The sequence below is a fragment of the Dyella sp. 05T440 genome (genome assembly GCF_056395965.1).
On record NZ_JBFTKN010000011.1, the window covers coordinates 75,638 to 98,026 of the forward strand.

21 protein-coding genes are annotated in these 22,389 nt (G+C 65.1%); 14 read left to right on the forward strand and 7 right to left on the reverse strand.

The genetic code is table 11. The features are described from left to right. Nucleotides 1–74: 74 nt before the first annotated feature. Nucleotides 75–350 (reverse strand): EscU/YscU/HrcU family type III secretion system export apparatus switch protein, encoded by a 276-nt coding sequence (locus tag AC1DE1_RS15230; protein WP_477177000.1) that lies wholly within the window; start codon nucleotides 348–350, stop codon nucleotides 75–77. Next, nucleotides 347–1,489 carry a flagellar hook-length control protein FliK gene (gene fliK / locus AC1DE1_RS15235; protein ID WP_477177001.1) on the reverse strand — a complete coding sequence of 381 codons (1,143 nt, stop codon included), beginning with the start codon at nucleotides 1,487–1,489 and terminating at the stop codon, nucleotides 347–349. The genes AC1DE1_RS15230 and fliK overlap by 4 nt, the downstream gene beginning before the upstream one ends. Nucleotides 1,490–1,682: 193 nt before the next feature. On the opposite strand from fliK, the gene AC1DE1_RS15240 reads away from it, so the two are divergent. From AC1DE1_RS15240 to AC1DE1_RS15300, 13 genes are all read left to right on the forward strand, one after another. After that, nucleotides 1,683–1,994: an STAS domain-containing protein gene (locus AC1DE1_RS15240; protein ID WP_441602955.1), complete on the forward strand. Its 312-nt coding sequence runs from the start codon at nucleotides 1,683–1,685 to the stop codon at nucleotides 1,992–1,994. 14 nt (nucleotides 1,995–2,008) lie between these two features. Beyond that, a complete protein-coding gene (locus AC1DE1_RS15245; RefSeq protein WP_046973083.1) occupies nucleotides 2,009–2,371 on the forward strand; it encodes a response regulator in 363 nt (120 codons plus the stop codon). A gap of 78 nt (nucleotides 2,372–2,449) precedes the next feature. Next, a complete protein-coding gene (locus AC1DE1_RS15250) occupies nucleotides 2,450–4,435 on the forward strand; it encodes a chemotaxis protein CheA (RefSeq protein WP_477177002.1) in 1,986 nt (661 codons plus the stop codon). 183 nt (nucleotides 4,436–4,618) lie between these two features. Then, entirely contained in the window at nucleotides 4,619–6,292 is a 1,674-nt protein-coding gene (locus AC1DE1_RS15255; protein WP_477177003.1) for a methyl-accepting chemotaxis protein, read from the forward strand. Nucleotides 6,293–6,497: 205 nt separating this feature from the next. Then, entirely contained in the window at nucleotides 6,498–8,135 is a 1,638-nt protein-coding gene (locus AC1DE1_RS15260) for a methyl-accepting chemotaxis protein (RefSeq protein ID WP_477178554.1), read from the forward strand. A gap of 208 nt (nucleotides 8,136–8,343) precedes the next feature. Further along, complete coding sequence (locus AC1DE1_RS15265; RefSeq protein ID WP_441602951.1) at nucleotides 8,344–8,850, forward strand: chemotaxis protein CheW; 507 nt, start codon at nucleotides 8,344–8,346, stop codon at nucleotides 8,848–8,850. A gap of 26 nt (nucleotides 8,851–8,876) precedes the next feature. Beyond that, nucleotides 8,877–10,592: a methyl-accepting chemotaxis protein gene (locus AC1DE1_RS15270; protein ID WP_441602950.1), complete on the forward strand. Its 1,716-nt coding sequence runs from the start codon at nucleotides 8,877–8,879 to the stop codon at nucleotides 10,590–10,592. A gap of 2 nt (nucleotides 10,593–10,594) precedes the next feature. Then, complete coding sequence (locus AC1DE1_RS15275; RefSeq protein WP_477177005.1) at nucleotides 10,595–11,476, forward strand: CheR family methyltransferase; 882 nt, start codon at nucleotides 10,595–10,597, stop codon at nucleotides 11,474–11,476. Beyond that, the gene (cheD, locus tag AC1DE1_RS15280; RefSeq protein ID WP_441602948.1) at nucleotides 11,473–12,132 is read left to right on the forward strand and encodes a chemoreceptor glutamine deamidase CheD; all 660 of its coding nucleotides are present in this window, start codon (nucleotides 11,473–11,475) and stop codon (nucleotides 12,130–12,132) included. The genes AC1DE1_RS15275 and cheD overlap by 4 nt, the downstream gene beginning before the upstream one ends. 109 nt (nucleotides 12,133–12,241) lie before the next feature. Beyond that, nucleotides 12,242–13,339 carry a protein-glutamate methylesterase/protein-glutamine glutaminase gene (locus tag AC1DE1_RS15285; protein WP_441602947.1) on the forward strand — a complete coding sequence of 366 codons (1,098 nt, stop codon included), beginning with the start codon at nucleotides 12,242–12,244 and terminating at the stop codon, nucleotides 13,337–13,339. Nucleotides 13,340–13,353: 14 nt separating this feature from the next. Beyond that, on the forward strand, nucleotides 13,354–14,538 hold the full coding sequence (locus tag AC1DE1_RS15290) for a methyl-accepting chemotaxis protein (protein ID WP_477177006.1): 1,185 nt from the start codon (nucleotides 13,354–13,356) through the stop codon (nucleotides 14,536–14,538). 11 nt (nucleotides 14,539–14,549) lie between these two features. Then, entirely contained in the window at nucleotides 14,550–14,852 is a 303-nt protein-coding gene (locus AC1DE1_RS15295) for an STAS domain-containing protein (protein ID WP_199728084.1), read from the forward strand. A gap of 107 nt (nucleotides 14,853–14,959) precedes the next feature. Then, nucleotides 14,960–16,555 carry a tetratricopeptide repeat protein gene (locus AC1DE1_RS15300; RefSeq protein ID WP_477177007.1) on the forward strand — a complete coding sequence of 532 codons (1,596 nt, stop codon included), beginning with the start codon at nucleotides 14,960–14,962 and terminating at the stop codon, nucleotides 16,553–16,555. A 151-nt stretch (nucleotides 16,556–16,706) separates the two neighbouring features. Here AC1DE1_RS15300 and AC1DE1_RS15305 read toward each other — a convergent pair whose 3' ends face one another. Further along, entirely contained in the window at nucleotides 16,707–17,774 is a 1,068-nt protein-coding gene (locus AC1DE1_RS15305; protein ID WP_477177008.1) for a M48 family metallopeptidase, read from the reverse strand. A gap of 5 nt (nucleotides 17,775–17,779) precedes the next feature. Further along, nucleotides 17,780–18,958, reverse strand: a complete 1,179-nt coding sequence (locus tag AC1DE1_RS15310) for a YjgN family protein (protein WP_477177009.1) — start codon at nucleotides 18,956–18,958, stop codon at nucleotides 17,780–17,782. Between the two features lie 467 nt (nucleotides 18,959–19,425). Between AC1DE1_RS15310 and AC1DE1_RS15315 the strand changes: the two genes are divergently transcribed. Beyond that, complete coding sequence (locus tag AC1DE1_RS15315) at nucleotides 19,426–19,803, forward strand: cupin domain-containing protein (RefSeq protein ID WP_477177010.1); 378 nt, start codon at nucleotides 19,426–19,428, stop codon at nucleotides 19,801–19,803. An 87-nt stretch (nucleotides 19,804–19,890) separates the two neighbouring features. Here AC1DE1_RS15315 and AC1DE1_RS15320 read toward each other — a convergent pair whose 3' ends face one another. The 3 genes from AC1DE1_RS15320 to AC1DE1_RS15330 all read right to left on the reverse strand — a co-directional run bounded on the left by AC1DE1_RS15320 (nucleotide 19,891) and on the right by AC1DE1_RS15330 (nucleotide 22,329). Then, nucleotides 19,891–21,087 (reverse strand): GGDEF domain-containing protein, encoded by a 1,197-nt coding sequence (locus tag AC1DE1_RS15320; protein ID WP_477177011.1) that lies wholly within the window; start codon nucleotides 21,085–21,087, stop codon nucleotides 19,891–19,893. Between the two features lie 207 nt (nucleotides 21,088–21,294). Then, nucleotides 21,295–21,660 (reverse strand): hypothetical protein, encoded by a 366-nt coding sequence (locus tag AC1DE1_RS15325; protein ID WP_121882187.1) that lies wholly within the window; start codon nucleotides 21,658–21,660, stop codon nucleotides 21,295–21,297. A gap of 99 nt (nucleotides 21,661–21,759) precedes the next feature. Beyond that, nucleotides 21,760–22,329: an NUDIX hydrolase gene (locus tag AC1DE1_RS15330; protein WP_477177012.1), complete on the reverse strand. Its 570-nt coding sequence runs from the start codon at nucleotides 22,327–22,329 to the stop codon at nucleotides 21,760–21,762. Nucleotides 22,330–22,389: the final 60 nt, after the last annotated feature.

Here is a 22,389-nt window from a genome sequence, read left to right on the forward strand (position 1 = left end):
ATCACTGTTGCGGACCCAACATGAAGGACGTGTCGCGTTTTTAAGCGTTGTGCCTGCTTCGCAGGAACGTGCGATCAGTGCTGTGCGTCGGCCGCGTCGTAGATGCACGACAACACCGCTGCCGCTGCGGCATACAGCGTGGCCGGCACTTCCTTGCGCAAGCGCAGCGAGGCGAGCAGCGCGGCCATCTGCGGATCCTGATGCAACGGGATGCCCAGTGCGCGTGCACGTGCCAGCAACGTCTCCAGCGATTCCGGCGGAAGACTTACCGGCGTGGCAGGCGCATCGTTGGGTCCGCCGGAAAGACGCAGGGTGACGCGGCGACGTGCGGGCGGCAGTGCGTTGCTCATGCCATCGTCCTCAGCAGAATCGCACTGTGTTGATGCGTGGATTGCGGCAGCCCCTGCTGGCAGGAGAGCTGGTCGAGGATCAGGCCGGTCGCCGACAAAGCCTGGCGCAACGGACCGAACTGTTGTTCCAGTCGATGCACCGTATCGGCGCGTTCGGCCCACAGGCGAACCGATAGACGCAGGTCGCGCAATTGCAGTTCGCCCTGCAGCGGGCCCAGCCCGGGCAGGTCGATGGCGAAGCCGAACGTCCACGACGAACCGGCGCCGCCCTCGGCGTTCTGCTGCAGCTGCACCTGCAGGATGTCGCGACCGTCTTCGCCCTGCAGCGGAATCTCGATCATCCAGGCGGACGCGGTGGTGGCCTCGAGCTGGGCCACTTCCACGCGCGCCAGGGCCGCATGCACTTCGCCGTGCAGGCGGCTGAGCAAGGCGTCGACATCGTCATCGAGCAGGGACAGCGGCAGCATCGCGCGCGGTTGCGCCTGCAGGCCGCGCTGTTGCAGTGGCGGCGGCGTTTCGCTGGACGAGCTGCTCGCGCGTCGCGCCGGCAAATAGTCGTCGAGCAGGCTGGCCAGGCGCAGCAGCGCTCCCTTCCAGTCTTCCTGGCTAAGCCCGGCCATATCCAGGTTGGGCTCGGCCAGCTGCGATTCGAGGAACAGGCCGCTGCGCTTGATCGCTTCTTCCAGCCCTTCGCCGCGGGTGATTTCGGTGGGCGTGCGCACCACGTGTTCCAGCGCCGCGAGTGCCGGCCGCAGGTAGGCGGGCAGCTGGCGCAGCGCCGGGCGCTGGGCCAGCGCGTCGAGCGTGGCGAGCAAAGGCGCGTAGCCATTCTGCTGGGGCAGGCGTTCGCGCATCGCCAGCTGCGCTGCCGGTGGAGCGCTCTGCGGCAGCATCAGCTCAAGCTGCGGCTGCGCGCCCAGGGTGAGCACGCGGACCTGGAACTGGGCCGGCAGCTGTTGGCCGCTTGGCGCTTCGGTTTCCACGGCCACGGCGCCGATCTGCAGCACCATCATGCCGTCCGGATTGATCCCCAGCGGACGCGCGGACAGCACCGTGCCGATGCGCCAGCTCTCGGCGGCACTGCCGGAGGCAGCGCCGGCCCAGGCGAGGGCTGCGAGACTGGTGGGTTGGATGATCAAGCGTAGCTCCTTGCGAACGAAGCGGCATGCGCGCCCGTCCGTGCCCTAGGCATCGGCGGCCTTCGAGAAAACTTGAGGGCCCATTTTGAGCGCATCGGCGGCGCCCGACCGGGACAAAGATCGCTAAAGCGAACAACGGCATGGCCGATAAACCACCCGTAGACGCCCAACAGGGCAGGCACAGGATCACACCATGGGCAAGACGACGGGTGAGGCAAAGGCGAAGGCGCGCGTGATCGCGCTGCCCGCCGATTTCCGCCTCGGCAGCGTGGCGCAGGTAAAGGCCGAACTGATCGAAGCGTTCGATGCCGCCGCGCAGCTGGACGGCGCGGGCGTGGAGCGCGTGGATACCGCGGCGCTGCAGCTGCTGGTGGCGTTTCGCCGCGAGGCGACGGCCCGGGGCCAGTCGCCCACGTGGCTGGGTGTGAGCGAAGTGATGCGTGACGCGGCCGGCGTGCTCGGCCTCGCACAGGCTTTGGAACTGCCGGCACCGATGCCGGCCTGAAACTGAGGTGGAAGATGGCGAAGATTCTTGCGGTTGACGATTCGGCTTCGATGCGCGGCATGGTGGCCTTCACCCTGCGCAATGCCGGCCATGATGTGAGCGAGGCGGAAAACGGCCAGCTCGCGCTCGATGCGGCCAAGGGCAGCAGCTTCGACCTGGTGCTGGCGGACGTGAACATGCCGGTGATGGATGGCCTGAGCATGGTGCGCGAGCTGCGCACGATGCCGGCGTACAAGGGCGTGCCGATCCTGATGCTGACCACCGAGTCGCACACGGACAAGAAGATGGAAGGCAAGGCCGCCGGCGCGACCGGTTGGCTGGTCAAGCCGTTCGATCCCGAACAGCTGCTGGCCACCGTCAAGCGCGTGCTTGGTTGAAAACAGCTGCGTTGTGCCGGCGAACGCCGGCATGACGGCAGTGAACCTGCGTCCGCAATCCCTTAGAGAAGTGTCCCCATGAGCAAGGCCGGTCTGGCGCAGTTCCAACAGGTGTTCATCGAAGAGAGTCTGGAAGGACTCGACACGATGGAGTCGTCGCTGCTTGCGCTGGACGAGGGCGGTGACGGCGAGCTGGTGCACACCATCTTCCGCGCCGCACATTCGATCAAGGGCGGCGCGGCCACCTTCGGTTTTCCGGAGATGTCCTCGTTCACCCACGAGGCCGAGTCGTTGCTGGATGAAGTGCGCAGCGGCAAGCGCGCCATCGACGGTTCCATCATCGAACTGCTGTTGCGTACGGTGGACTGCCTGCGCGGCATGTTTGCCCGCGCCCAGGCCGGTGAGCCGCTCAATGACGCGGTGGCCGAAGGGCTGCGCAATGAATTGGCCGCTGCGATGGGGCGCGGCGTGCCGGCTGCTGCGCTGCAGGCGCGGCGTGATGTGGACCAGGCCGATGCCTGGACCATCCGCTTCCGCCCGCACGCCGGCATGCTCGCCAGCGGCAACGAGCCGCTGCGCCTGATCCGCGAACTGGCCGGACTCGGCAAGCTGCAGGTCACGCCCGAGTTCGACAAGTTGCCGGCATTCGCTGCACTGGAACCGACCGAGTGTCATATCGGCTGGACTATCGAGCTCACCGGCCCGGTGAAGCGCGCCGATATCACCGGCGTGTTCGATTGGGTCGAGGACGAATGCGACCTCGCCATCGAGGCCAAACACGTGGTGGCCGAGGTCGTCGCCGCACCGTCGGCGCCCGCTGCTGCACCGGCGGCACCGGTGGCCGATGCCGGGGCCGCGCGCGCGCAACGCGAAACCAGCGCCGAATCCAGCTCGGTGCGCGTCTCGATCGACAAGATCGATGGACTGATCAACCTGGTGGGCGAGCTGGTGATTACCCAGTCCATGCTCGACACCTTCCGCGAAGGCGACATCGACGCCGCGCGACTGGCCGTGCTCGAACAAGGCCTGGCCCAGCTGGCGCGCCACACGCGCGAGCTGCAGGAAAGCGTGATGGGCATCCGCATGCTGCCCATCGCCTCCGTGTTCAACCGCTTCCCGCGCATGGTGCGCGACATCAGCCAGAAGCTTGGCAAACAGGTGAAGCTGGAGCTGATCGGCGAACAGACCGAGCTGGACAAGACGGTGCTGGAGAAGATCGGCGACCCGATGGTGCACCTGGTGCGCAACGCCATCGACCACGGCCTGGAAACGCCGGACAAGCGCCGCGCGGCAGGCAAGGGCGATACCGGCACACTCACGCTGAAGGCCTCGCATCGCGGCGGCAACATCGTGGTGGAAGTATCCGACGACGGCGCCGGCCTCAATCGCGACGCCATCGTGGCCAAGGCGATCCAGCGCGGCATCATCAGCAGCAGCGAGGGCATGAGCGACGACGCCGTGGCGGAGCTGATTTTCCAGCCTGGTTTCTCCACCGCCGCCGTCACCACCGATCTTTCCGGTCGTGGCGTGGGCATGGACGTGGTCCGCCGCAACGTGTCCGACCTTGGCGGCACCGTGGCCATCCGCAGCACGCCGGGCAACGGCAGCGTGTTCACCATCACCTTGCCGCTGACCCTGGCGATCATCGACGGCCTCACCGCCGCGGTGGGCGAGGAGCGCTACATCGTGCCGCTGGTCTCCATCGTGGAGTCGGTGCAGCTGAAGGCCGAAGCGGTGCGCAGCGTGGTGGGTGGCGGCGAATTGTTCCGCTTCCGCGGCGAATACCTGCCGGTGATCCGCCTGCACGACGCCTTCGCTTGCGAGGGCGCGATTCACGCCATCGACGACGGCCTGATGGTGGTGGTGGAAGGCGATGGCTCGCGCGTGGGCTTGTTCGTCGACGGCCTGATCGGCCAGCAACAGGCGGTGGTGAAGTCGCTGGAAGCCAACTATCGACGCGTGCAGGGCGTCTCCGGCGCGACCATTCTGGCCGACGGCTCGGTGGCGCTGATTGTCGACATCGCCGGACTGGTTCGCATGCAGGGTCGCCGGAAAGCGGCCTGACCACAGAGCGCAGCGTTCAGCGCTGATCACGCCGTCTTTCGCAAGAACGACGGCGGCAACACCCAACCTCATTCAAGCCGCGACAGGAAGCCGCGGCGCGCTGGCCTGCGGCCCGCGTCAGAGCAATGCAGGGCATCAATTCGGGCCATCGCCATCGGCCCATCCGTTCTGAAGGTCGCCTCCATGAAATCTCCACTGAAAGCTATCGATCGACTGAGCCTGGCCGCCAAGGTGTGGCTGGTGATTGCCTTCGTGGTGGCGGGTCTGGCCACCTTGACCCTGGTGTCCGCGCTGGACAGTCGCCGCCTGCAGATGGCCTCGCGCGTGAGTGCGCTCGGCGATGAAGTCAATACCGCCATCTCGCTGATCGACAGCTATCACGCGCGTGCGGTGGCCGGCCAGCTCAGCGACGAAGAGGCGAAGAAACAAGCGCTCGCTGCGGTGTCCGCGCTGCGCTGGAACAAGGGCGCGGGTTATGTGTTCGCGTTCGACTCCCACTTCGTGATGCGGATGCATCCGATCATGCCCAAGCGCGTGGGCATGAGCATCAAGGACGAAGCGGACAGCCAGGGCACCTACATGTATCGCCACATGATGGAAGCCGATCAGCGCGATGGTTTCGGCGCGACTGAGTACATGTGGCCGATGCCCGGCGGCAAACAGGACGAACACAAGATCACCTACACCAGCTGGTACAGGCCGTGGGACCTGCACGTGGCCTCGGGCGCCTATTTCGTGGATATCAACGAACAGTTCCGCCACGCCTTGATGGTGAGCCTGCTGGAAGCCGCTCTGGTCGGCCTGCTGGTGATCGGCGTGGTGTGGCAGTCGATGCGCAGCATCCGCCGGAGCATCGGCGGCGAGCCCGCGTTTGCGCTGGCCATGGCGGCGCGCATCGCCGACGGCGATCTGGCCGGTCACGGTGAACTTCGCTTCTCCCCCGATAGCATGCTCGAAGCACTGGAGCGCATGCGTACCAAGCTGGTGGGCATCGTGCGCGAGGTGCAGCAAGGCTCGCAGGTCGTGTCGACCGCTGCGCAGCAGATCTCGCGTGGCAACGACGACCTGTCGCATCGCACGCAGGAACAGGCGTCGAGCCTGGAAGAAACCGCCGCCTCGATGGAGGAGATGACCTCCATCGTGCGCCAGAGCGCGGACAACGCCGGCCATGCCGATCAGCTGGCGCGCAGCGCCCGCATGCAGGCCGAGCGTGGTGGCGAAGTGGCGACGCGCACCAGCCATGCCATGCGCGAAATCGAAGGTGCCAGCCGCCAGATCACCGACATCGTGCAGTTGATCGACGAGATCGCCTTCCAGACCAATCTGCTTGCACTCAATGCTGCCGTTGAAGCCGCGCGTGCGGGCGAGCAAGGCCGTGGTTTCGCGGTCGTGGCCGGCGAGGTACGCAACCTCGCACAGCGCAGTGCGTCGGCAGCCAAGCAGATCAAGCTGTTGATTGGCGACACGGTGGAGAAGGTGCAGGCCGGCTCCACCCTGGTGGCCGAATCCGGCCAGGTGCTCTCGGGCATCGTGGACAGCGTCAAGCGCGTCACCGACATCGTGGCCGAGATCGCCGCCGCATCGCAGGAGCAATCCTCGGGCATCGATCAGGTAAACCGGGCCGTGATGCAGATGGACGAAGTCACCCAGCAAAACGCGGCCTTGGTGGAAGAAGCAGCGGCCGCAGCGCGCGCCATGCAAGAGCAGGCCGATGAGCTGGAGCGCCAGATTCGCTACTTCCGTCTGCAGGGCGAAACACGAGTCGTGACGCGCCCCGCAGTACCTGCGCGACAGGCTGCACCGGCCATGCCCAAGCCGCAGCTTGCGGCGGCCAGCGCGGGCTGGACCGAGTTCTGACGAAACCATACATACCCGGCGATGAAGTCCGTCGCCGGCGCGAAGTTCTTGCGGCGAGGGAATCCAGGGGCGCCGTTCGCAACATCAAAGACAGCTGCGACAGGAAGCCGCGGCGCGCGGGCCGCTGGCCTGCGTAAGAGCAGTGCAGGGAATGAATCTAGGCAATCGCAGAACCGTCCTTTTCATTCTGAAGGTTTTTGAAGTCATGAAGTCTCCTTTGAAGTTCATCGATCGCCTGAGCCTGGCGGCCAAGGTGTGGTTGGTCATCGCCTTTGTGGTGGCCGGCCTGATGACGCTCACCGTGGTATCCGCCATCGACAGCCGCCGCCTGCAGATGGCGGCGCGCGTGCATGCGTTGAAGGACCACGTCGCCAGCGCCACCGCTGTCGCGCAGAGCTTCCACGATCGCGCCAAGGCGGGCCAGTTCAGCGAGGAAGAGGCTCAGCGCCGGGCGTTCGAGGTCATCCGCACGATGCGCTGGGGCCAGGGCTCCGGCTACGTCTTCGCGTTCGATTCCAACTTTGTCATGCACCTGCATCCCATCTTCCCGGAGAAGGAGGGCAAGAATGTGCGCGAGGACAAGGACCCGGATGGCAAGCCGTTGTGGCAGATGATCGCGGCTGTTGATCGCGCGCAGGGCTCGGGCATCACGGAATATACGTGGCCCATGCCGCCGGACAAGACGGTCGAGCCCAAGATCACCTATAGCGCGTGGTTCCAGCCGTGGGACATGCATTTTGGTACGGGCGCTTACTTCGTCGACATCAACGAGCAGTTCCGCCATGCGCTGCTGGTGAGTCTGCTCGAAGCGGGTCTGGTCGGCCTGCTGGTGATCGGCGTGGTCTGGCGGTCGATGCGCAGCATCCGCCAGAGCATCGGCGGCGAACCGGCCTTTGCGCTGGCCATGGCGGCACGCATCGCCGACGGCGACCTGGCCGTAGGCGACGGCGCCCAGACATTCGCCCCGGACAGCCTGCTCGACGCCTTGCAACGCATGCGCAGCAAGCTGGTGGAGATCGTGCGCGACGTGCAACAGGGCTCGCAGGTGGTGTCGACCGCGGCGCAGCAGATCTCGCGCGGCAACGATGACTTGTCGCATCGCACGCAGGAACAGGCCTCGAGCCTGGAGGAAACCGCCGCATCGATGGAAGAAATGACTTCCATTGTGCGCCAGAGCGCCGACAACGCCGGCCATGCCGATCAGCTTGCCCGCAGCGCACGCGCCCAGGCCGAACGCGGCGGCCAGGTCGCCACGCGCACCCGTCACGCCATGGGCGAAATCGAAGGCGCCAGCCGCCAGATCACCGACATCGTGCAGTTGATCGACGAGATCGCCTTCCAGACCAACTTGCTCGCGCTCAATGCCGCCGTGGAAGCGGCGCGTGCGGGCGAACAGGGCCGTGGCTTCGCCGTCGTCGCGGGCGAGGTGCGCAACCTCGCCCAACGCAGCGCCTTGGCCGCCCGCGAGATCAAGGCGCTGATTGGCGGCACGGTCGAGAAGGTGCAGGCCGGTTCGGCCCTGGTCAGCGAATCGGGCGAGGTGCTCGCCGGCATCGTGGACAGCGTCAAGCAGGTGACCGACCTCGTGGCCGAGATCGCCGCTGCCGCGCAGGAGCAATCCTCGGGCATCGACCAGGTGAACCGCGCCGTGATGCAGATGGACGAAGTCACCCAGCAGAACGCGGCCCTGGTCGAGGAGGCCGCCGCCGCGGCGCGCGCGATGCAGGAGCAGGCCGATGAGCTGGAGGTGCGGGTGCGGTACTTCCGGTTGCAGTCGGAGGCGTCTGTGCCGATGCGTGACGCGCGGCCTGCCATGAGCCGACCGGTGGCCGTCGCGACCTGACCTGTCAGCAACCCTGTGGGAGCGCACCCTGTGCGCGACGGCCTGGTTATGCCTCGCGGCAAACGGATGCCGTCGCGCACAGGGTGCGCTCCCACAGGACACCGCCAGCCCCAGGCCAAAACCCCGCTTCCCGCTCAAGTTTCCCCCATCACCGCCGATCCAGAACCCGATAGGGGGCCTCGCACGCGGCCCCGACCACGAGGCGAACATGTCCGACAACACCCGGAGCGAGGCGCTCCAGTCACAGTACCTCACCGTCAACCTCGCCCACGAGGAATACGGGATCGACATCCTGGCGGTCCGCGAAATCCGCGGCTGGACGCCGGTCACGCGCATTCCGCAGGCGCCGCATTACGTGCTGGGTGTGCTCAATCTGCGCGGCGCGATCGTCCCGGTGATCGACATGCGCCTGCGTTTTGGACTCGAACGCGAAGCTTATGGGACCACCACCGTCACCGTGATCATCACCGTGGCCGGCCGCAATTTCGGCGTGGTGGTCGACGCCGTGTCCGACGTGCTGGATGTCACGCCGGACGCCATCCGCCCGGTGCCCGACATGGGCACCACGGTGGATACGCAATACCTCAAGGGGTTGACCGCCGCCGGCGAGCGCATGGTGCTGCTGCTGGATGTGGACAAGCTGTTGCAGCCCCAGGACGCACAGATGCTTGAGGCGGCGCTGCCAGCTGTCTCCGATGTCAAAGCCGTGGCCTGACCGACTTACGCAGGATTGGAACCAACATGAAGAAGTTCGCACTGAAAGCCCCGGAACTCAACGTCAGGAACCGCATGCGCGCGGTGCTTGGCCTGCTTGGCCTGATGCTGATCGCCGGCGCCGTGATCGGCATCGGTTCGATGCAGCAGCAGAACGACGGCATGGGCAAGATCTATGAAGAAGAGATCGTGCCTGCCCAGTTGATCTCGCAGATCTCCACCCGCTCGCTGATGTCGTTCATTCTGATGGGCGAAGCAAGCTCGCTGGTCAGCAAGCCCGAGCAGGTCAAGGCCAAGCTCGCCGAGTACGAGAAGATGCAGGCGGAAATGGAGGCGCTCAAGAAGCAGTTCGACGCGATCCCCATGAGCGACGCGGTGAAGAAGCAGTTCAACGACTGGCGCTCCACCGACGCCGACTACAAGGACGCCAAGGATTCGCTGGTCGATGCCCTCAAGCAGGGTGACACCGGCGCGTCCGAACTGCTGGAAATGCAGGTGCGCCCGCTGATGATGCAGCGCCAGGATGCCTTGACCAAGCTGGTCGATGCGCAACGCGCCGATGCCAAGCAGATCTACGACGCGCAGGTGACTCGTTACCACCTCGTGCGCACGGTCAGCATCGTCGCCCTGATCGTCGGCTTGCTGGTGGCCGGTCTGATGGCCGTGCTGCTGATGCGCTCCATCCTCAACACCCTGGGTCAGGCCGTGAAGGTCGCCCATGCCATCGCCGGCGGCAAGCTCGGTCACAAGATCGCCGTCACCCGCAAGGACGAACTGGGCGAACTGCTCGACGCCCTGCGCACGATGGACGAGCGCCTCTCCACCATCGTCGGCGAAGTGCGTCACGGCGCAGGCTCGGTGAGCTCGGCCGCGCAGCAGATCGCCCGCGGCAACGACGACCTCAGCCAGCGCACGCAGGAACAGGCTTCCAGCCTCGAGGAAACCGCCTCGTCGATGGAGGAAATGACCTCCACCGTGAAGCAGAACGCCGAGAACGCCAGCCACGCCAACCAGCTTGCCAGCGCCACGCGCCGTCAGGCCGAGCACGGCGGTGAAGTAGCGGCGCAGGCCAGCTCCGCGATGCGCGAGATCAACGATTCCAGCCGCAAGATCTCCGACATCGTCAGCCTGATCGACGAAATCGCCTTCCAGACCAACCTGCTCGCACTCAACGCCGCGGTGGAAGCCGCACGTGCCGGTGAACAGGGCCGCGGCTTCGCCGTGGTGGCCACCGAAGTGCGCAACCTGGCGCAGCGCAGCGCGGGTGCGGCGAAGGAAATCAAGGGTCTGATCAACGACAGCGCGGAAAAGGTGCGCGTGGGTTCGTCGCTGGTGGACCAGTCCGGCAAGGCGCTGGCCGATATCGTCGACAGCGTGAAAAAGGTCACCGACATCGTGGCCGAAATCGCCGCCGCATCGCAGGAACAGTCGGCCGGCATCGACCAGGTCAACCACGCCGTGCTGCAGATGGACGAGATGACCCAGCAGAACGCCGCGCTGGTGGAAGAAGCCGCTGCCGCTGCTCGTGCGATGCAGGAGCAGGCCGGTGAGCTGGCTCGCCAGGTCGGCTTCTTCCAGCTGGGCGAGGGCGGCACCGAAGTGGCGACCGAGAAAGCGCGCTCGCAGTCGGTGATGGCCGAAGCCGAGGCCGTGTTCGCCGCGGTGCGCAGCTCGAACGTCCCCGCCCCGCGCGCAGCCGTCCGCGCTGAGGCTTCCGACGCTGGTTCCTGGAAGGAGTTCTGAGCATGAACACGGCTGCCGCGATGGACAATCAAGTCGGCGTGGCGGCCGTGGGCGGCCCGTCGCTGGGCAATGCCGAGTTCGAATTCCTGCGCACGTTCGTCTACGAGCAATGCGGCATCTCGCTGGGTGAACACAAGCGCCAGCTGGTGCAGGGTCGTTTGCTGCGTCGCCTGCGTGCCCTGAAGCTGCGTGATTTCCAGGCCTACTGCGAGCTGTTGCGGCGTGATCCGCAGCAGGAGCTGGGCGAGCTGGCGAGCGCGATCAGCACCAATGTGACGGCGTTTTTCCGCGAGTCGCATCACTTCGACCTGCTCACCGACGAGCTGCTGCCGCGCTGGATCAGCGAGAAGAAAAACGGCGGTCGCCTCCGCATCTGGTCGGCTGGCTGCGCCACCGGCGAGGAGCCGTACACGCTCGCCATGGTGCTGGCCGAGGCGCTGGAGAAACACGGCGCGCAGCAGATGGACGCGAAGATCCTCGCCACCGATCTGTCGCCGCAGGCGCTGGAAACGGCACGCAAGTGCGTGTATGCGCTCGAACGCCTCGAAGGCGTGAGCGTGGAGCGTCGTCGCCGCTGGTTCCTGCGCGGCGAAGGCGAGTACGCCGATTACGTCTGCGTGAATCCGCGCCTGCGCGAACTGGTCAGCATCCTGCCGCTGAACCTGCTGCACGACTGGCCGATGCAAGGGCCGTTCGACGCGATTTTCTGCCGCAACGTGGTGATCTATTTCGACAAGCCCACCAAGCAGCGTTTGTTCCAGCGCTATGCCGGCCTGTTGCCGGACGGCGGCTACCTGTTCCTCGGACACTCTGAGTCCATGTACGGACTCAATGACAGCTTCGACCTGATTGGACGGACGGTCTACCGGAAACGCAGTACATGAATGTCGTAGCTGCCCAGCTCCCCGCGGGCACAGGGTATGACCCGGCCCGCGTGCTGCCGGGCTTTGAACACTTGCGCCGCTTCTGGGACCCGACGCAGTCGTGCATGACGGTCAAGGTGTTGCCGGGCGAGTTCTATGTGAGCGCCCAGCAGGAAATGATCTCCACCGTGCTCGGTTCCTGCGTGTCCGCCTGCATTTACGACCGCGTGCGCGGCCTGGGCGGCATGAATCATTTCATGTTGCCCGAGCCGATCGGCGGCGAGCGCGGCGGCTGGGCCGACACGATCGGCCGCGCGGCGCGCTACGGCAACGACGCGATGGAACAGCTGATCAACGCCATCCTCAAGGCGGGCGGTCAGCGCGCGAACCTGGTGGTGAAGGTGTTCGGTGGCGGCCGCGTGCTGGCCACCATGACTGACATCGGCCAGCGCAACATCGCCTTCGTGCGGCGCTACCTCGAAGCGGAGCGGCTTGAAGTGGCCGCGGAAGACCTGGGCGACGTGCATCCGCGCCATGTGCAGTTTTTCCCGACCAGCGGCAAGGCGCGCGTGCGCCAGTTGCGTGGCCGCACCGACGCCGTGCTGGTGGATGGCGAGCGCCAGTATCTCAAGCGTTTGGCAAACGATCCGATAAAGGGAGAGGTGGAACTGTTCTGACGCCATGCGCGTCAGCACGGTTGGCCTCTGCAAGCATCTGGCGCCGACACGGGCCGGCGGACGCGGGTGATGCACCCGCGCCGCACCACGAAGGCGAGACGAATACGCGATGGAAAGAGTACGTGTCCTGGTGGTCGATGATTCCGCACTCGTGCGGAAGCTGCTGTCGACCATGCTTTCGTGCGATCCGGGCATCGAGGTGGTGGGCACCGCCGCCGATCCGTTGATTGCGCGCGAGAAGATCAAGCAGCTCAATCCCGACGTACTCACGCTGGATGTGGAAATGCCGCGCATGGATGGCATCACCTTCCTCGAGAATCTGATGCGCCTGCGTCCGATGCCGGTGGTGATGGTGTCTTCGCTGACGCAGGAAGGCGCGGAAGTGACGCTGCGCGCGCTGGAGCTGGGCGCGGTCGATTTCTTCACCAAGCCGGGCAACGATCTGGCCAGCACGTTTGCCGAAGGCGCACAGGAAATCTGCGCCAAGGTGAAACTCGCCGCGCTGGCTCGTCCGCGTCAGCGCACCGCCGTGCGCAAGCTCGATGTGCCGCCGCGCCTCAGCGCCGATGCCGTGTTGCCGCGCGCCCAGAGCGCCGGTACGCGCGGTGGCATGCCGATCATCGCCATCGGTGCCTCCACCGGCGGCACCGAAGCGATTCGCGTAGTGCTTGAAGCAATGCCCCCGGATGCGCCGCCGATCGTGATTACGCAGCACATTCCCGCCGCCTTCAGTGGCCCGTTTGCCGCACGCATGGACACGTGTTCCGCGATGCGCGTATGCGAAGCGCGCGACGGCCAGCCGATCCAGGCCGGCCATGCGTATATCGCACCGGGCAGCCAGCATCTGCTGGTGATGTGGGATGGCGCCAAGTATGTGTGCCGCCTGCATAACGGGCCGCCGGTGAATCGCCACAAGCCGAGCGTGGACGTGTTGTTCCGCTCCATGGCCGCCAGCGTGGGCCAGTCGGCCATCGCTGCGCTGCTCACCGGCATGGGTGACGACGGCGCGCGCGGCCTGCTGGAACTCCAGCAGGGCGGCGCACGCACCCTGGTGCAGGACGAAGAAACCTCGGTGGTGTGGGGCATGCCCGGCGCCGCCTGGAAGCTGGGCGCCAGCAGCGAAAAGCTTCCGCTAGAACACATTGCCGCGCGCCTGCTCGCGATGGCGCATCAACCTGTTTCCCGCGCCGCTGTGTCGGCCACCTGATCGGCAGATATCTCATGGATACTTTCTACTCCTTTGTGCACAAGCGCCCGGTGGCCGGCCTCGCCGCCAGTGCGGTCGCGCTCGCGCTGACCATGCTGTGGCCGTCGGCCTGGCTGGGCCCGCTGGTGATCGTGCTGCTGACCGCCGCCTGGATCGTCGAGACGCGTCGCGCCGTTCCGGCAGTTGAGCCCGTCATCGAAGTTTCGCTGGCTCACCACGAACCCGTGCGCGAAGCGCTGGAAGAAGTGCGCAGCTCGCTGGTCGACGAACTGGGCCACGCCACGCGCGAACTGCACCAGGCGCTGGACCTGCTGCGCGACGCGGTGTCGGAACTGGGTGGCGGCTTCGACGGCCTGTCGCGCAAGACCGGCATGCAGCAGTCGCTGCTGCGCCAGATCATCGACGGCCAGAGCGAAGGCGTCTCCGTGCAGGACTTCGCCGCGCGTACCAGCGACCTGCTTGCCCACTTCGTCGACATGATCGTGCAGATGTCGCGCGAAAGCCTGCGCATCGTCTATCGCATCGACGGCATGGCCAAGGAAATGGACGCGGTGTTCGGCCTGTTGAAGAACGTGAACACCATCGCCGAAGAAACCAACCTGCTCGCGCTCAATGCAGCGATCGAAGCGGCGCGCGCCGGTGAGTCGGGCCGCGGCTTCGCGGTGGTGGCCGGCGAGATCCGCAACCTGGCCAGCCATTCCAACCAGTTCAACGAACAGATCGGCAGCCACGTGGAGCGCGCCCGCACCGCGATGGAGCAGTTGCGCGGCCTGGTCGGCACCATGGCCTCGCAGGATCTGAACGTGGCGCTGTCGGCCAAGGGCGGCATCGACGCCATGATGGCGCACGTCACCGAAAGCGACGCGCGCACCAGCAAGGTCGCCGACCAGGTGGTCGAGATCAACCGCGGCCTGGGCACCGACGTGGCCACCACGGTGCGCTCGCTGCAGTTCGAAGACATCCTGAGCCAGCTGATCAATCAGACCCGTCAGCGCCTGGTCGAGTTGCAGGACATCACCACCGAATGCACCCGCGATATCCAGGAGCTCGCCTGCAGCCCGATCGATGCCGAATCGCTGGCGCAGCGCGCCGAGCGCGTGCGCAACCGCCTGGCCATCCAGCGCGAGAAGGCACGCCTGCGTTCGCGCGGCCCGGCGCTGCAGAACTCGATGGATGCCGGCGAGATCGAATTGTTTTGAGGACCTGAGCCATGAGCCTGACCGTTCACCACGACCCCGACCTGGACTGCGTGACCCTGCAGCTGGGCGAGCGCTTCGACTTCACCGTGCATCGCGCCTTCCACGACGCCTGCCTCGGCGGCCGCGCCGCCCGCAGCTACGTCATCGACCTGGGCGAAGTGTCCAGCATGGACAGCTCCGCGCTCGGCATGCTGCTCCTGCTGCGCGAGCACGCCGGTGCCGATCGCGCGGAGATCCGCATCGTCAACGCGGATACCGGCCTGCGCGGCACCTTGCGCGTCGCCGGCTTCGACAAGCTGTTCGTGTTGCACTGAGTTGACCTGCTCCTGCTTTGCGGGATCTGGAGTGGCTCACGCTCTTGCTTGCTGCCTGCCTGTATTCTGGAAGAGGGGGAAGGCCCGGGCCGGAAAAGGTTGATGAGATGACATCCCGACTGCGTCGGTTGTTGCTTGTTGGTGCGCTCTTGTTGGTTGCTGCTTTTGCTTGTTCGCTTTATTTGGAGAGAGAAGCGCCAGCGCCGAAGATCGCCGCCGTTAGGCCAGCGATTGCGCAGCCCAGAAGGCCGGCTTTCTCCGAACCGCAGTTGCAACAATTTTTGGATGAGGCGCATAAGGCGGAAGCCATCGCCGATCCGCTGCAGCGCTGTTTGTCCTATCCCAATCCGCCCGGGGTACATTGGTCGGACGAAGTGGCATCGGCGTATTGTCATTTCATGCTGGATACCGAGGTGACTTCGGCCGAGGTGCGCGACCTCATCGAACGGGGAAAGGCAGCCGAACTGCAAGAACGTCTGGCCAATGCCGAAAAGGCCCAGCAGTCCGAACCCGGGGCACAAAGCAGGTTGGACCGAATCTACAACCAGGTGTTTTCGGACGGCTCCGATGACATGCGCGCGTTGATGGATGCCTGGAAGCGACAATCCCCGGATAACGCGTTCGCGCTGGCGGCAAGCGGCGCGGTTTACTTGGCCACCGCCCAAGCACAGCGAGGCGACGACTTTGCCGACAAGACGCCTCAAACCGCCTTTGATGCCATGCATCGACTGCTGGGCTTGGCGCGCGCCGATCTGGACCGTGCCGTTGAGATTGATCCCAAGCTCATCCCCGCCTATCACACGATGATCCATATCGCGCGGATGGACAGCGATCCGCGCTATGGCACTGATGCTGCGAAGCGAGCGCTTGCGGTGCAACCTGCTAGTTTTCCGATCTATTCGAGCCTGATTGGCATGGCCGAGCCGCGATGGGGCGGTAGCGTTGCCTTGATGAATCGCCTGATCGGGCAAGCTCAAGTGCACGCTCCTCAGAACGCACTCCTGCGCTTGCTGTTGTCTCAGCGCGATGGAGCGTGGGAATTGATCGAAAATTGTGCGTGTGACGACTTTGCCGACGCTGATTTGTATCGGCGATTCTTCGCCGAAGTTCCCATGCTGGGCGTCCTGAAAGCTGCGGGATGGGCAGCAGAGCAACGAGGTCATCCGGCTTTGGCCGTCGTCTATCGGTCGCAATTGCTTCGGTTCTATCCGGCGGACTTGGGTTCTCGAGAAGGGCGCACATTTGGCTTGTTGCAATTGGAACGAGCGAGGTGGGCGATCGAAGAGGGCAATATCCTGGTGCGGATGGAGCCGCGAGATCAGAACGCCTATGGCCTTCGTGGGTCGGCGTACCGCATTTCGGGTGACCCTTTCCACGCGGCTCAAGATTTCGAACAGGCGTTGCGCTTGAATCCTCAGGATCCAGATCTGCTTTTCTCGTTAGGTGATGTGTACGCCAATGAGACCCATGATTGGGACAGGGGGTGGGCAATGGCGGATCAGCTGATGCAGGCCAACGACCCCAGGGGATGGCTGCTCAGGGCCCAGATCCAGAAAACACAGCCACGAACGGGTTTGGATCAGACCGTTCGCGAATTCATGCAGAGGTTCTCGGCGGACCCAGCACTTCGGCCACTTGCTGAGAGAATGCAGTCACTGACGAAGCCATTGCCTGTGCCCTCGCCTGCACCGACGCTCCATTGACGCTGGTTGAAGCGCCCGGTCGTCTGCTCGATTGATGCCATGGGTGGCGCGGCGTAGTTTTCTGCGCTGTAGCGCGAGTTGCTGGCGCGTAGCCGGCTTCGACAAGCTGTTCGTACTGCACTGAAGTTTGCGCAGCGCGGGGGCCGGGCGTTCAGTGCACGCCCGTCGCCTGCGACGTCGGGTGATGGGCCTGAAACACGCGTGACGCCGCATCGGCATGGGCGATCCGCTCCGCCGTCATCGGATGGCTGGCGGCATAGCGCATGCTCCTGTCCTCGCCCTTGATCTCCGGATGCGCGCGTTCCAGCGCTTGCATGGCGTGTACGAAAGCCACCGGATCGATGTCCTGCTGTGCGAGCGCGTCGAAGGCGTAGCTATCGGCATCCGCCTCGAATCCGCGCGAATAGTGCGCATTGATGAGGAACATGGGCACGCCCGCCGTCACGCCGCCGAGCGAGGTGACATCACCCATCAGCATGCCAGCGACGATGAACACGCCTGAGCTGCGCAACACCTCGCGCAACAGGTGGTGGTGTGCCTGATGGCCCAGCTCATGGGCAAGGACGGCCGTGAAGGCCTGATCATCCGGCAGCTCCTTGATCAGCGCATCGGTGAACACCACGCTGCCATCGGGCATGGCAAATGCGTTCGCGCCGATGGCCGGCGCCGTGTAAAAACGCAGGCGCACCTCGGGCAGGCCGTGAATGCCCTGCACAAAGTGCTGGAACACGGCCTGATAGTGCGCTTGCTGCTCGGGCTTGAGCGTGGTGGGCATCAACAGACGGCCCTCCAGCGCAGCCAACGACTGCGTGCCCATGCTGTGTTCAAGCGTGGCCGGGAGATGCGAGGCAATGCGATCAGCCGCCCACGGCACGCCGAACTCGAACAAACCGGCCAAAGCCGCCACGATGATCACGATACCGGCCATCGCCGCGGGCCACTTGCGTTCCAGCCAGTCGACCACGCGCTCAAGCCGGTGGTGACGGGGAAACCAGTCGTCGGGCAGCACGTCGTGATCGACCTGCAAATACGCACCGTCGGCCAGGCGCAACGCGTAGGGCAGGCCGATCACCCGTGCGCTGGGTTCGAAGGCATCCAGCGACGCCTGCCAGCTCTGCGTGCGACCCCCGGTGTGCCAGTGCAATAGCGAGTCTTCGCGCCATACCGTCACCGGTATGGCGCGTGTGGATCGTCCATCGAAATAGACTGCCGGGATCATCGCGCTTAAAGGCCGATGTCGATGCCCAGCAGGCTATCCATTTCGGTCGCCGCAGCGCCGATCTCGCCGTGGGCAAACGCATCGCGCACGAAATCATCGAGCTCGCCCGCGCCGACGATGTCCAGGTGGTCTGCGCGGTAGCGCGCCAGGCGTATGCGCACCCACGGCATCGCCAGGCCGATCGTGCAAAGCACGGCCAGGCCATTGGTGAGATAGATACCCAACATCTCCCAGTAGCCCAGCGTGGAACGGAAGCGGTACGAACCCAGATGCGCGTTGTTGTAGAGCAGGTTGGTCATCTGCGTGTGGATGAAGGTCCAGGCACCGAGATAGAACGGCGCCATGCAGGCGTAGACCACGGCGCCAACAAGCAGCGGCGGTGCCTTGGGGTGGAGCGCAAGCTGGCTCTTGAAGGCGAAGAACATGCCCGTCATCAGCGCCATCGTGGGCAGCAGCCATGCGAGCGCCACGCCGGCGGTCTTGACGTAAACGCGGTAGTAGTCGCTGACCTCGGCCGAGAACTTGAACGACTTGCCGCCGAAGTGATGGTTCTCGACCATCCATTCCTGCTGGTGGCCCTTGATCCAGGGCGCGATCACCGCCACGCCGCCAAACGCCAGCGCGATGCCAAAGCCGGAGTGACCGGCCAGCGACGCGAGGAAAAAGCCCAGGAACGGGATGCCCATCAGAAAGTACACGCCCAGGTACCACTTGTAGGCGCCACCGTAATCGTCGGTGAAGTAGAAACGCAGGCCGCGCCACGAGGAGTAGCGCGCGCGGAACATCAGGCTCTTGACGATCATCCACGGCATGAAGACGGCGATGACCAGCGCGGCGGCGACCTGCGCGGGTTTGTAGAACTGGCCGCCCAGCACATAGGCCGCGAAGATCAACGCGGTGAGCAGGCGTCCCTTGAGGATCGGGATGGGCCGCGCCAGGTATTCGAACGGCGTGCCGGCAAGCACGGTGTTGGCATACATGTACCGGCGCGTGCGCACGGTGGCCCAGGCCGAATAAATGCCTAACGTGACCAGGCTCAGGGCCACGTTGACGATCCAGATGCGGAAATAGTCCCTGGCGTTGCCGCGGAACTCCAGGCGGCGGGTCTTGCCTACGGGTAAGGCCGGTGGTGCGACGTCAATCTCGGGCAAGTACACGCCCGAGGCCATGGTCTCGTCATGCATAGCTTGGATTCCCCTGCTTTGCCTCCCCCCCGGGAAGCGAGACGAGCATAGCCGAGAAACTTGCCCATCGATGCCAGGAATGCGTGTAAGGGTTGCCTGAACCTTACGTCGGCTACGCGGCAGTCCGGTGCCGGGCGGAGGCTGGTTGGCGCATTGCTCGCTCGGCCGTCCGCTCAATTGACGCTGCCACGGACGGGGCGTAGGTTTCTGCGGACATCGGGAGCATCCTTCCCGAGCTTGTCGTTTCCGGCATTTTCAAGGCACACGTCGTCGCTTCCGCCCCCTCGACTTGCGCATGCACACGATCGTGACGCGTCGCGACAGCGCACGTCGCCTCGCCAGTATTCGGATCCATGCAGGGGCATGAGGTGGGCGTTCCGCCCACCACGGAAAAGGACGTCCAAACGCAGGTTTCCGCGCATTCGCGGAAGCCTTACCGACGTCGTCGAACTGCTGGAGGACGTGTGATGAAGACTTCCGTTTCGTGCAGCATGAAGTGTGCGTTGCTGGCGCTGGCCTGCGTTTTTGCAGGATCGGTATGCGCCCAGGACATGGTCAAGGTGGCACCCAAAAACACCAAGGTGCTGATCGACAACGATCAGGTACGGGTCATTGAAGTCTGGTTGAAACCCGGGGAATCGTTGCCGATGCATTCGCACCCGGCCAACGTCGTCTACTTCGAGACGGGCGGCAAGGCGAAGAGCACCAGCGCCGACGGCAAGGTGACCGAGATGGAACGCAAGGCCGGCGAGGCGATCTATAGCGAGCCGCTCACGCACAGCAATCAGAACACCGGCACCACGCCGACCAAGGCCTTGGTGGTCGAACTCAAGACGGCGAAGTAAGTTCGCCTGGCGATACGGTGAGGGCGGTCGGCTTCGCTTGCAGCAGGAAGCCGGCCGATCCGTTTTCACCGATGGCGCGACAGCCGGTCAGCAGCGCGAATCGCCCGCTTCGGCCAGCCGCGCATCGTGGTCGCCCGCGAAGCTCACGCCGTTGCGGCCATCGAACTTGGTGCGATACATCGCCTGGTCGGCCTGGCGCACCAGATGCTCGAAGCGCGTGCCCTGCCGCGCCACCGCGACGCCGATGCTGGCGGTGACCGGGATGGTCTGCTCGCCCATGCGCGCATGCGAATGCGCCAGTGCGAGCCGCAGGCGCTCGGCCGTCTCCAGTCCCTGCACCAGGGTGGCCCCGGGCAGCGCCACCACGAACTCCTCGCCGCCGTAGCGACTGGCCAGGTAATCGGGCCGCTGCACCGCCTTGCGCAGCATCTGTGACACGTGGCGCAGCACCGCATCGCCGGCGTCATGGCCCCAGCGATCGTTGATCTGCTTGAAGTGATCCAGATCGAAAATGAGCAGTGCAAACGGCTGCCCGCGTTCCAGGCAGCGCTCCAGCGACGCGCGGCCTTCCGCCACGATCGCGCTGCGATTGAGCAGGCCGGTGAGGCCGTCGGTGCGTGCCGCGCGGCGCAGGTCCACCACCAGCCGTTCGGTGATGAGCTGCAGCAAGGCGAAGTACGAAGCCAGCGTGGTGAGGATGCCGACCACGTAGGTCGCTGCCACGGGCATGCCGGCGCTCATCAGGTTCTGGCTGGAGCCAGGGTCCAGCGGAGCGAACACGCGGGCCAGATAGAACAGGCCATTGGTCACCAGCACGGCGCCGGCGATGCGGCAGCTCTTGCGGATGTCCGCCTCGCTGTAGCGCAGCAGCAGATACGCATAGGCAAAATTGAACGCCATCGCCTGCAGGCTGCCGGCCAGCAGGCGTGCGCCCAGGTTGGGCGTGACAAAGGCGAACCAGGCGATGGCGCCGGTATAGACCACGGCGAAACTGCCCGGCCAGCGCCAGCGCATCGGCAAGCCCAGGTGCTGGGCAATGCCCCTGAGCGTGAGGATGTTGCCGGTGACCAGCAGGCCGTTGCCGATGACGATCGAAATGACGTCGGGGATGTGGTTGCGCAATCCGATCAGCGTGACGCCGAGGGTATTGATCCAGATGCTGGCCACCCAGATGCGCAGCACCTTCTGTGTGTTCAAGACCGCCATCAACGACGTAAAGCCAACCGCCGCACCGATACCCATCAGCAGGCAGGCGAGAGTCAGGGTTGGGATGTCGAGATGCATGGCTCTCCCTGGTGCCAGGTCCCTCCCGGCCGAGAGGGCGCCCTGGGCCTCCGATGAGGCGGTGTCTGGGTCTTCCCAGCATATCGGACAAACGCTCGAAAACTTGAACTGCGTCACACTTGTTCAAGCCCGGCGCAAAAAAAGAGGCCCCGGGAGGAGCCTCGAAGAAAAGCAAATAAAGCGTAGGGGCTTACACCAACGCGAGGTTTACCAGGTGCGCACGTCGGCCACGCCGACGGTGTACTGCTGCATCTCGGGATCGAAGCGGAACAGACGGCCCAGATCGAACTCCACCGACTGGCCCGGGCCGATGTTGGTGGTGCCGGCCGGCCAGCCCTTCTTGCTCTGGATGACCTTGCCCGAGGTGTCCTTGGCGTCGATGCTGATCTGCGCGGCGGCAGCTTCGGCGCAATGATTCACCAGCGAGCCGCTGAGGCTCAGGCGGGCGGCGGCGCCGGCGCCGACGAGCTTCATCTTGAAGTCCTGCACGGCGAAATCGGTCGGGGCGCAAGCGGCGTGGGCGGCCAGCGGAGCGGCCAGGAACAGGGCGGCGGCGATCAGGGTCTTCTTCATAAGGGGATCCATGATGTGGTCAGGTTGGGATGGGTCGACATGACTCACATCGGCGTCCCCGCCGAAATCTTTAGTCCCTGCTGGTGCTTGCGTTCAGCTTCAGGCCCTCGGCTGGGTGTGCTCGATAAACCACAGGCCGGCGAACAGCTTCGGGTCGATCGAGTAGCCCTCGGCGGCACGCGCAAACAGCCACTGGCCGGCCTGCGCCCGCGGCACCTCGTGGACGATGATGTTCTCGCTCTCGTCGCCGCCGCCGTGGCCGACCTTCTCAAGATCCCAGGCCCGCACGAAGGCGATCATCTCGGTGCTCATGCCCGAGGACGACGGCCCCTCGTGGATAAAATCCAGGCGTGCGCAGCGATAGCCGGTTTCTTCTTCCAGTTCGCGGCCCGCCGCCAGCAGCACATCTTCATCGCCATGCTCGTGCAGGTCGCCGACCAGGCCGGCGGGCATCTCGATGGTGTGCTTGCGGATGGCCACGCGGTACTGCTCCACGAACAGCAGCTTGTCTTCCGGCGTCACCGCCAGAATGATCACCGCGCCGCCGGGGTTGTTGCGTTCGGCAAACTCCCAGCGCCCGCGCTTGCGCAGGCTGAGCCACTTGCCGACGTACAGGGTTTCCACCGGTGCGTCGGCATCGGCGGGAATGCGGGAGTCTGGCTGATTCATCGGCTTGGCCGCGTGGCAGGAGGGGAGTCATGCATGTTGCCGCGCGCTCCGGTTGGCCAC

Excerpts from the sequence above, each read along its gene's own strand:
- AC1DE1_RS15330 (WP_477177012.1), bottom strand. The coding sequence starts at position 22,329 with ATGAATCAGCCAGACTCCCGCATTCCCGCCGATGCCGACGCACCGGTG.
- AC1DE1_RS15270 (WP_441602950.1), top strand. The coding sequence starts at position 8,877 with ATGAAGAAGTTCGCACTGAAAGCCCCGGAACTCAACGTCAGGAACCGC.
- AC1DE1_RS15265 (WP_441602951.1), top strand. The coding sequence starts at position 8,344 with ATGTCCGACAACACCCGGAGCGAGGCGCTCCAGTCACAGTACCTCACC.
- AC1DE1_RS15240 (WP_441602955.1), top strand. The coding sequence starts at position 1,683 with ATGGGCAAGACGACGGGTGAGGCAAAGGCGAAGGCGCGCGTGATCGCG.
- AC1DE1_RS15300 (WP_477177007.1), top strand. The coding sequence starts at position 14,960 with ATGACATCCCGACTGCGTCGGTTGTTGCTTGTTGGTGCGCTCTTGTTG.
- cheD (WP_441602948.1), top strand. The coding sequence starts at position 11,473 with ATGAATGTCGTAGCTGCCCAGCTCCCCGCGGGCACAGGGTATGACCCG.
- AC1DE1_RS15290 (WP_477177006.1), top strand. The coding sequence starts at position 13,354 with ATGGATACTTTCTACTCCTTTGTGCACAAGCGCCCGGTGGCCGGCCTC.
- AC1DE1_RS15230 (WP_477177000.1), bottom strand. The coding sequence starts at position 350 with ATGAGCAACGCACTGCCGCCCGCACGTCGCCGCGTCACCCTGCGTCTT.
- AC1DE1_RS15315 (WP_477177010.1), top strand. The coding sequence starts at position 19,426 with ATGAAGACTTCCGTTTCGTGCAGCATGAAGTGTGCGTTGCTGGCGCTG.
- AC1DE1_RS15310 (WP_477177009.1), bottom strand. The coding sequence starts at position 18,958 with ATGCATGACGAGACCATGGCCTCGGGCGTGTACTTGCCCGAGATTGAC.
- AC1DE1_RS15245 (WP_046973083.1), top strand. The coding sequence starts at position 2,009 with ATGGCGAAGATTCTTGCGGTTGACGATTCGGCTTCGATGCGCGGCATG.
- AC1DE1_RS15260 (WP_477178554.1), top strand. The coding sequence starts at position 6,498 with ATGAAGTCTCCTTTGAAGTTCATCGATCGCCTGAGCCTGGCGGCCAAG.
- AC1DE1_RS15275 (WP_477177005.1), top strand. The coding sequence starts at position 10,595 with ATGAACACGGCTGCCGCGATGGACAATCAAGTCGGCGTGGCGGCCGTG.
- AC1DE1_RS15285 (WP_441602947.1), top strand. The coding sequence starts at position 12,242 with ATGGAAAGAGTACGTGTCCTGGTGGTCGATGATTCCGCACTCGTGCGG.
- AC1DE1_RS15255 (WP_477177003.1), top strand. The coding sequence starts at position 4,619 with ATGAAATCTCCACTGAAAGCTATCGATCGACTGAGCCTGGCCGCCAAG.
- AC1DE1_RS15250 (WP_477177002.1), top strand. The coding sequence starts at position 2,450 with ATGAGCAAGGCCGGTCTGGCGCAGTTCCAACAGGTGTTCATCGAAGAG.
- AC1DE1_RS15305 (WP_477177008.1), bottom strand. The coding sequence starts at position 17,774 with ATGATCCCGGCAGTCTATTTCGATGGACGATCCACACGCGCCATACCG.
- AC1DE1_RS15320 (WP_477177011.1), bottom strand. The coding sequence starts at position 21,087 with ATGCATCTCGACATCCCAACCCTGACTCTCGCCTGCCTGCTGATGGGT.
- AC1DE1_RS15325 (WP_121882187.1), bottom strand. The coding sequence starts at position 21,660 with ATGAAGAAGACCCTGATCGCCGCCGCCCTGTTCCTGGCCGCTCCGCTG.
- AC1DE1_RS15295 (WP_199728084.1), top strand. The coding sequence starts at position 14,550 with ATGAGCCTGACCGTTCACCACGACCCCGACCTGGACTGCGTGACCCTG.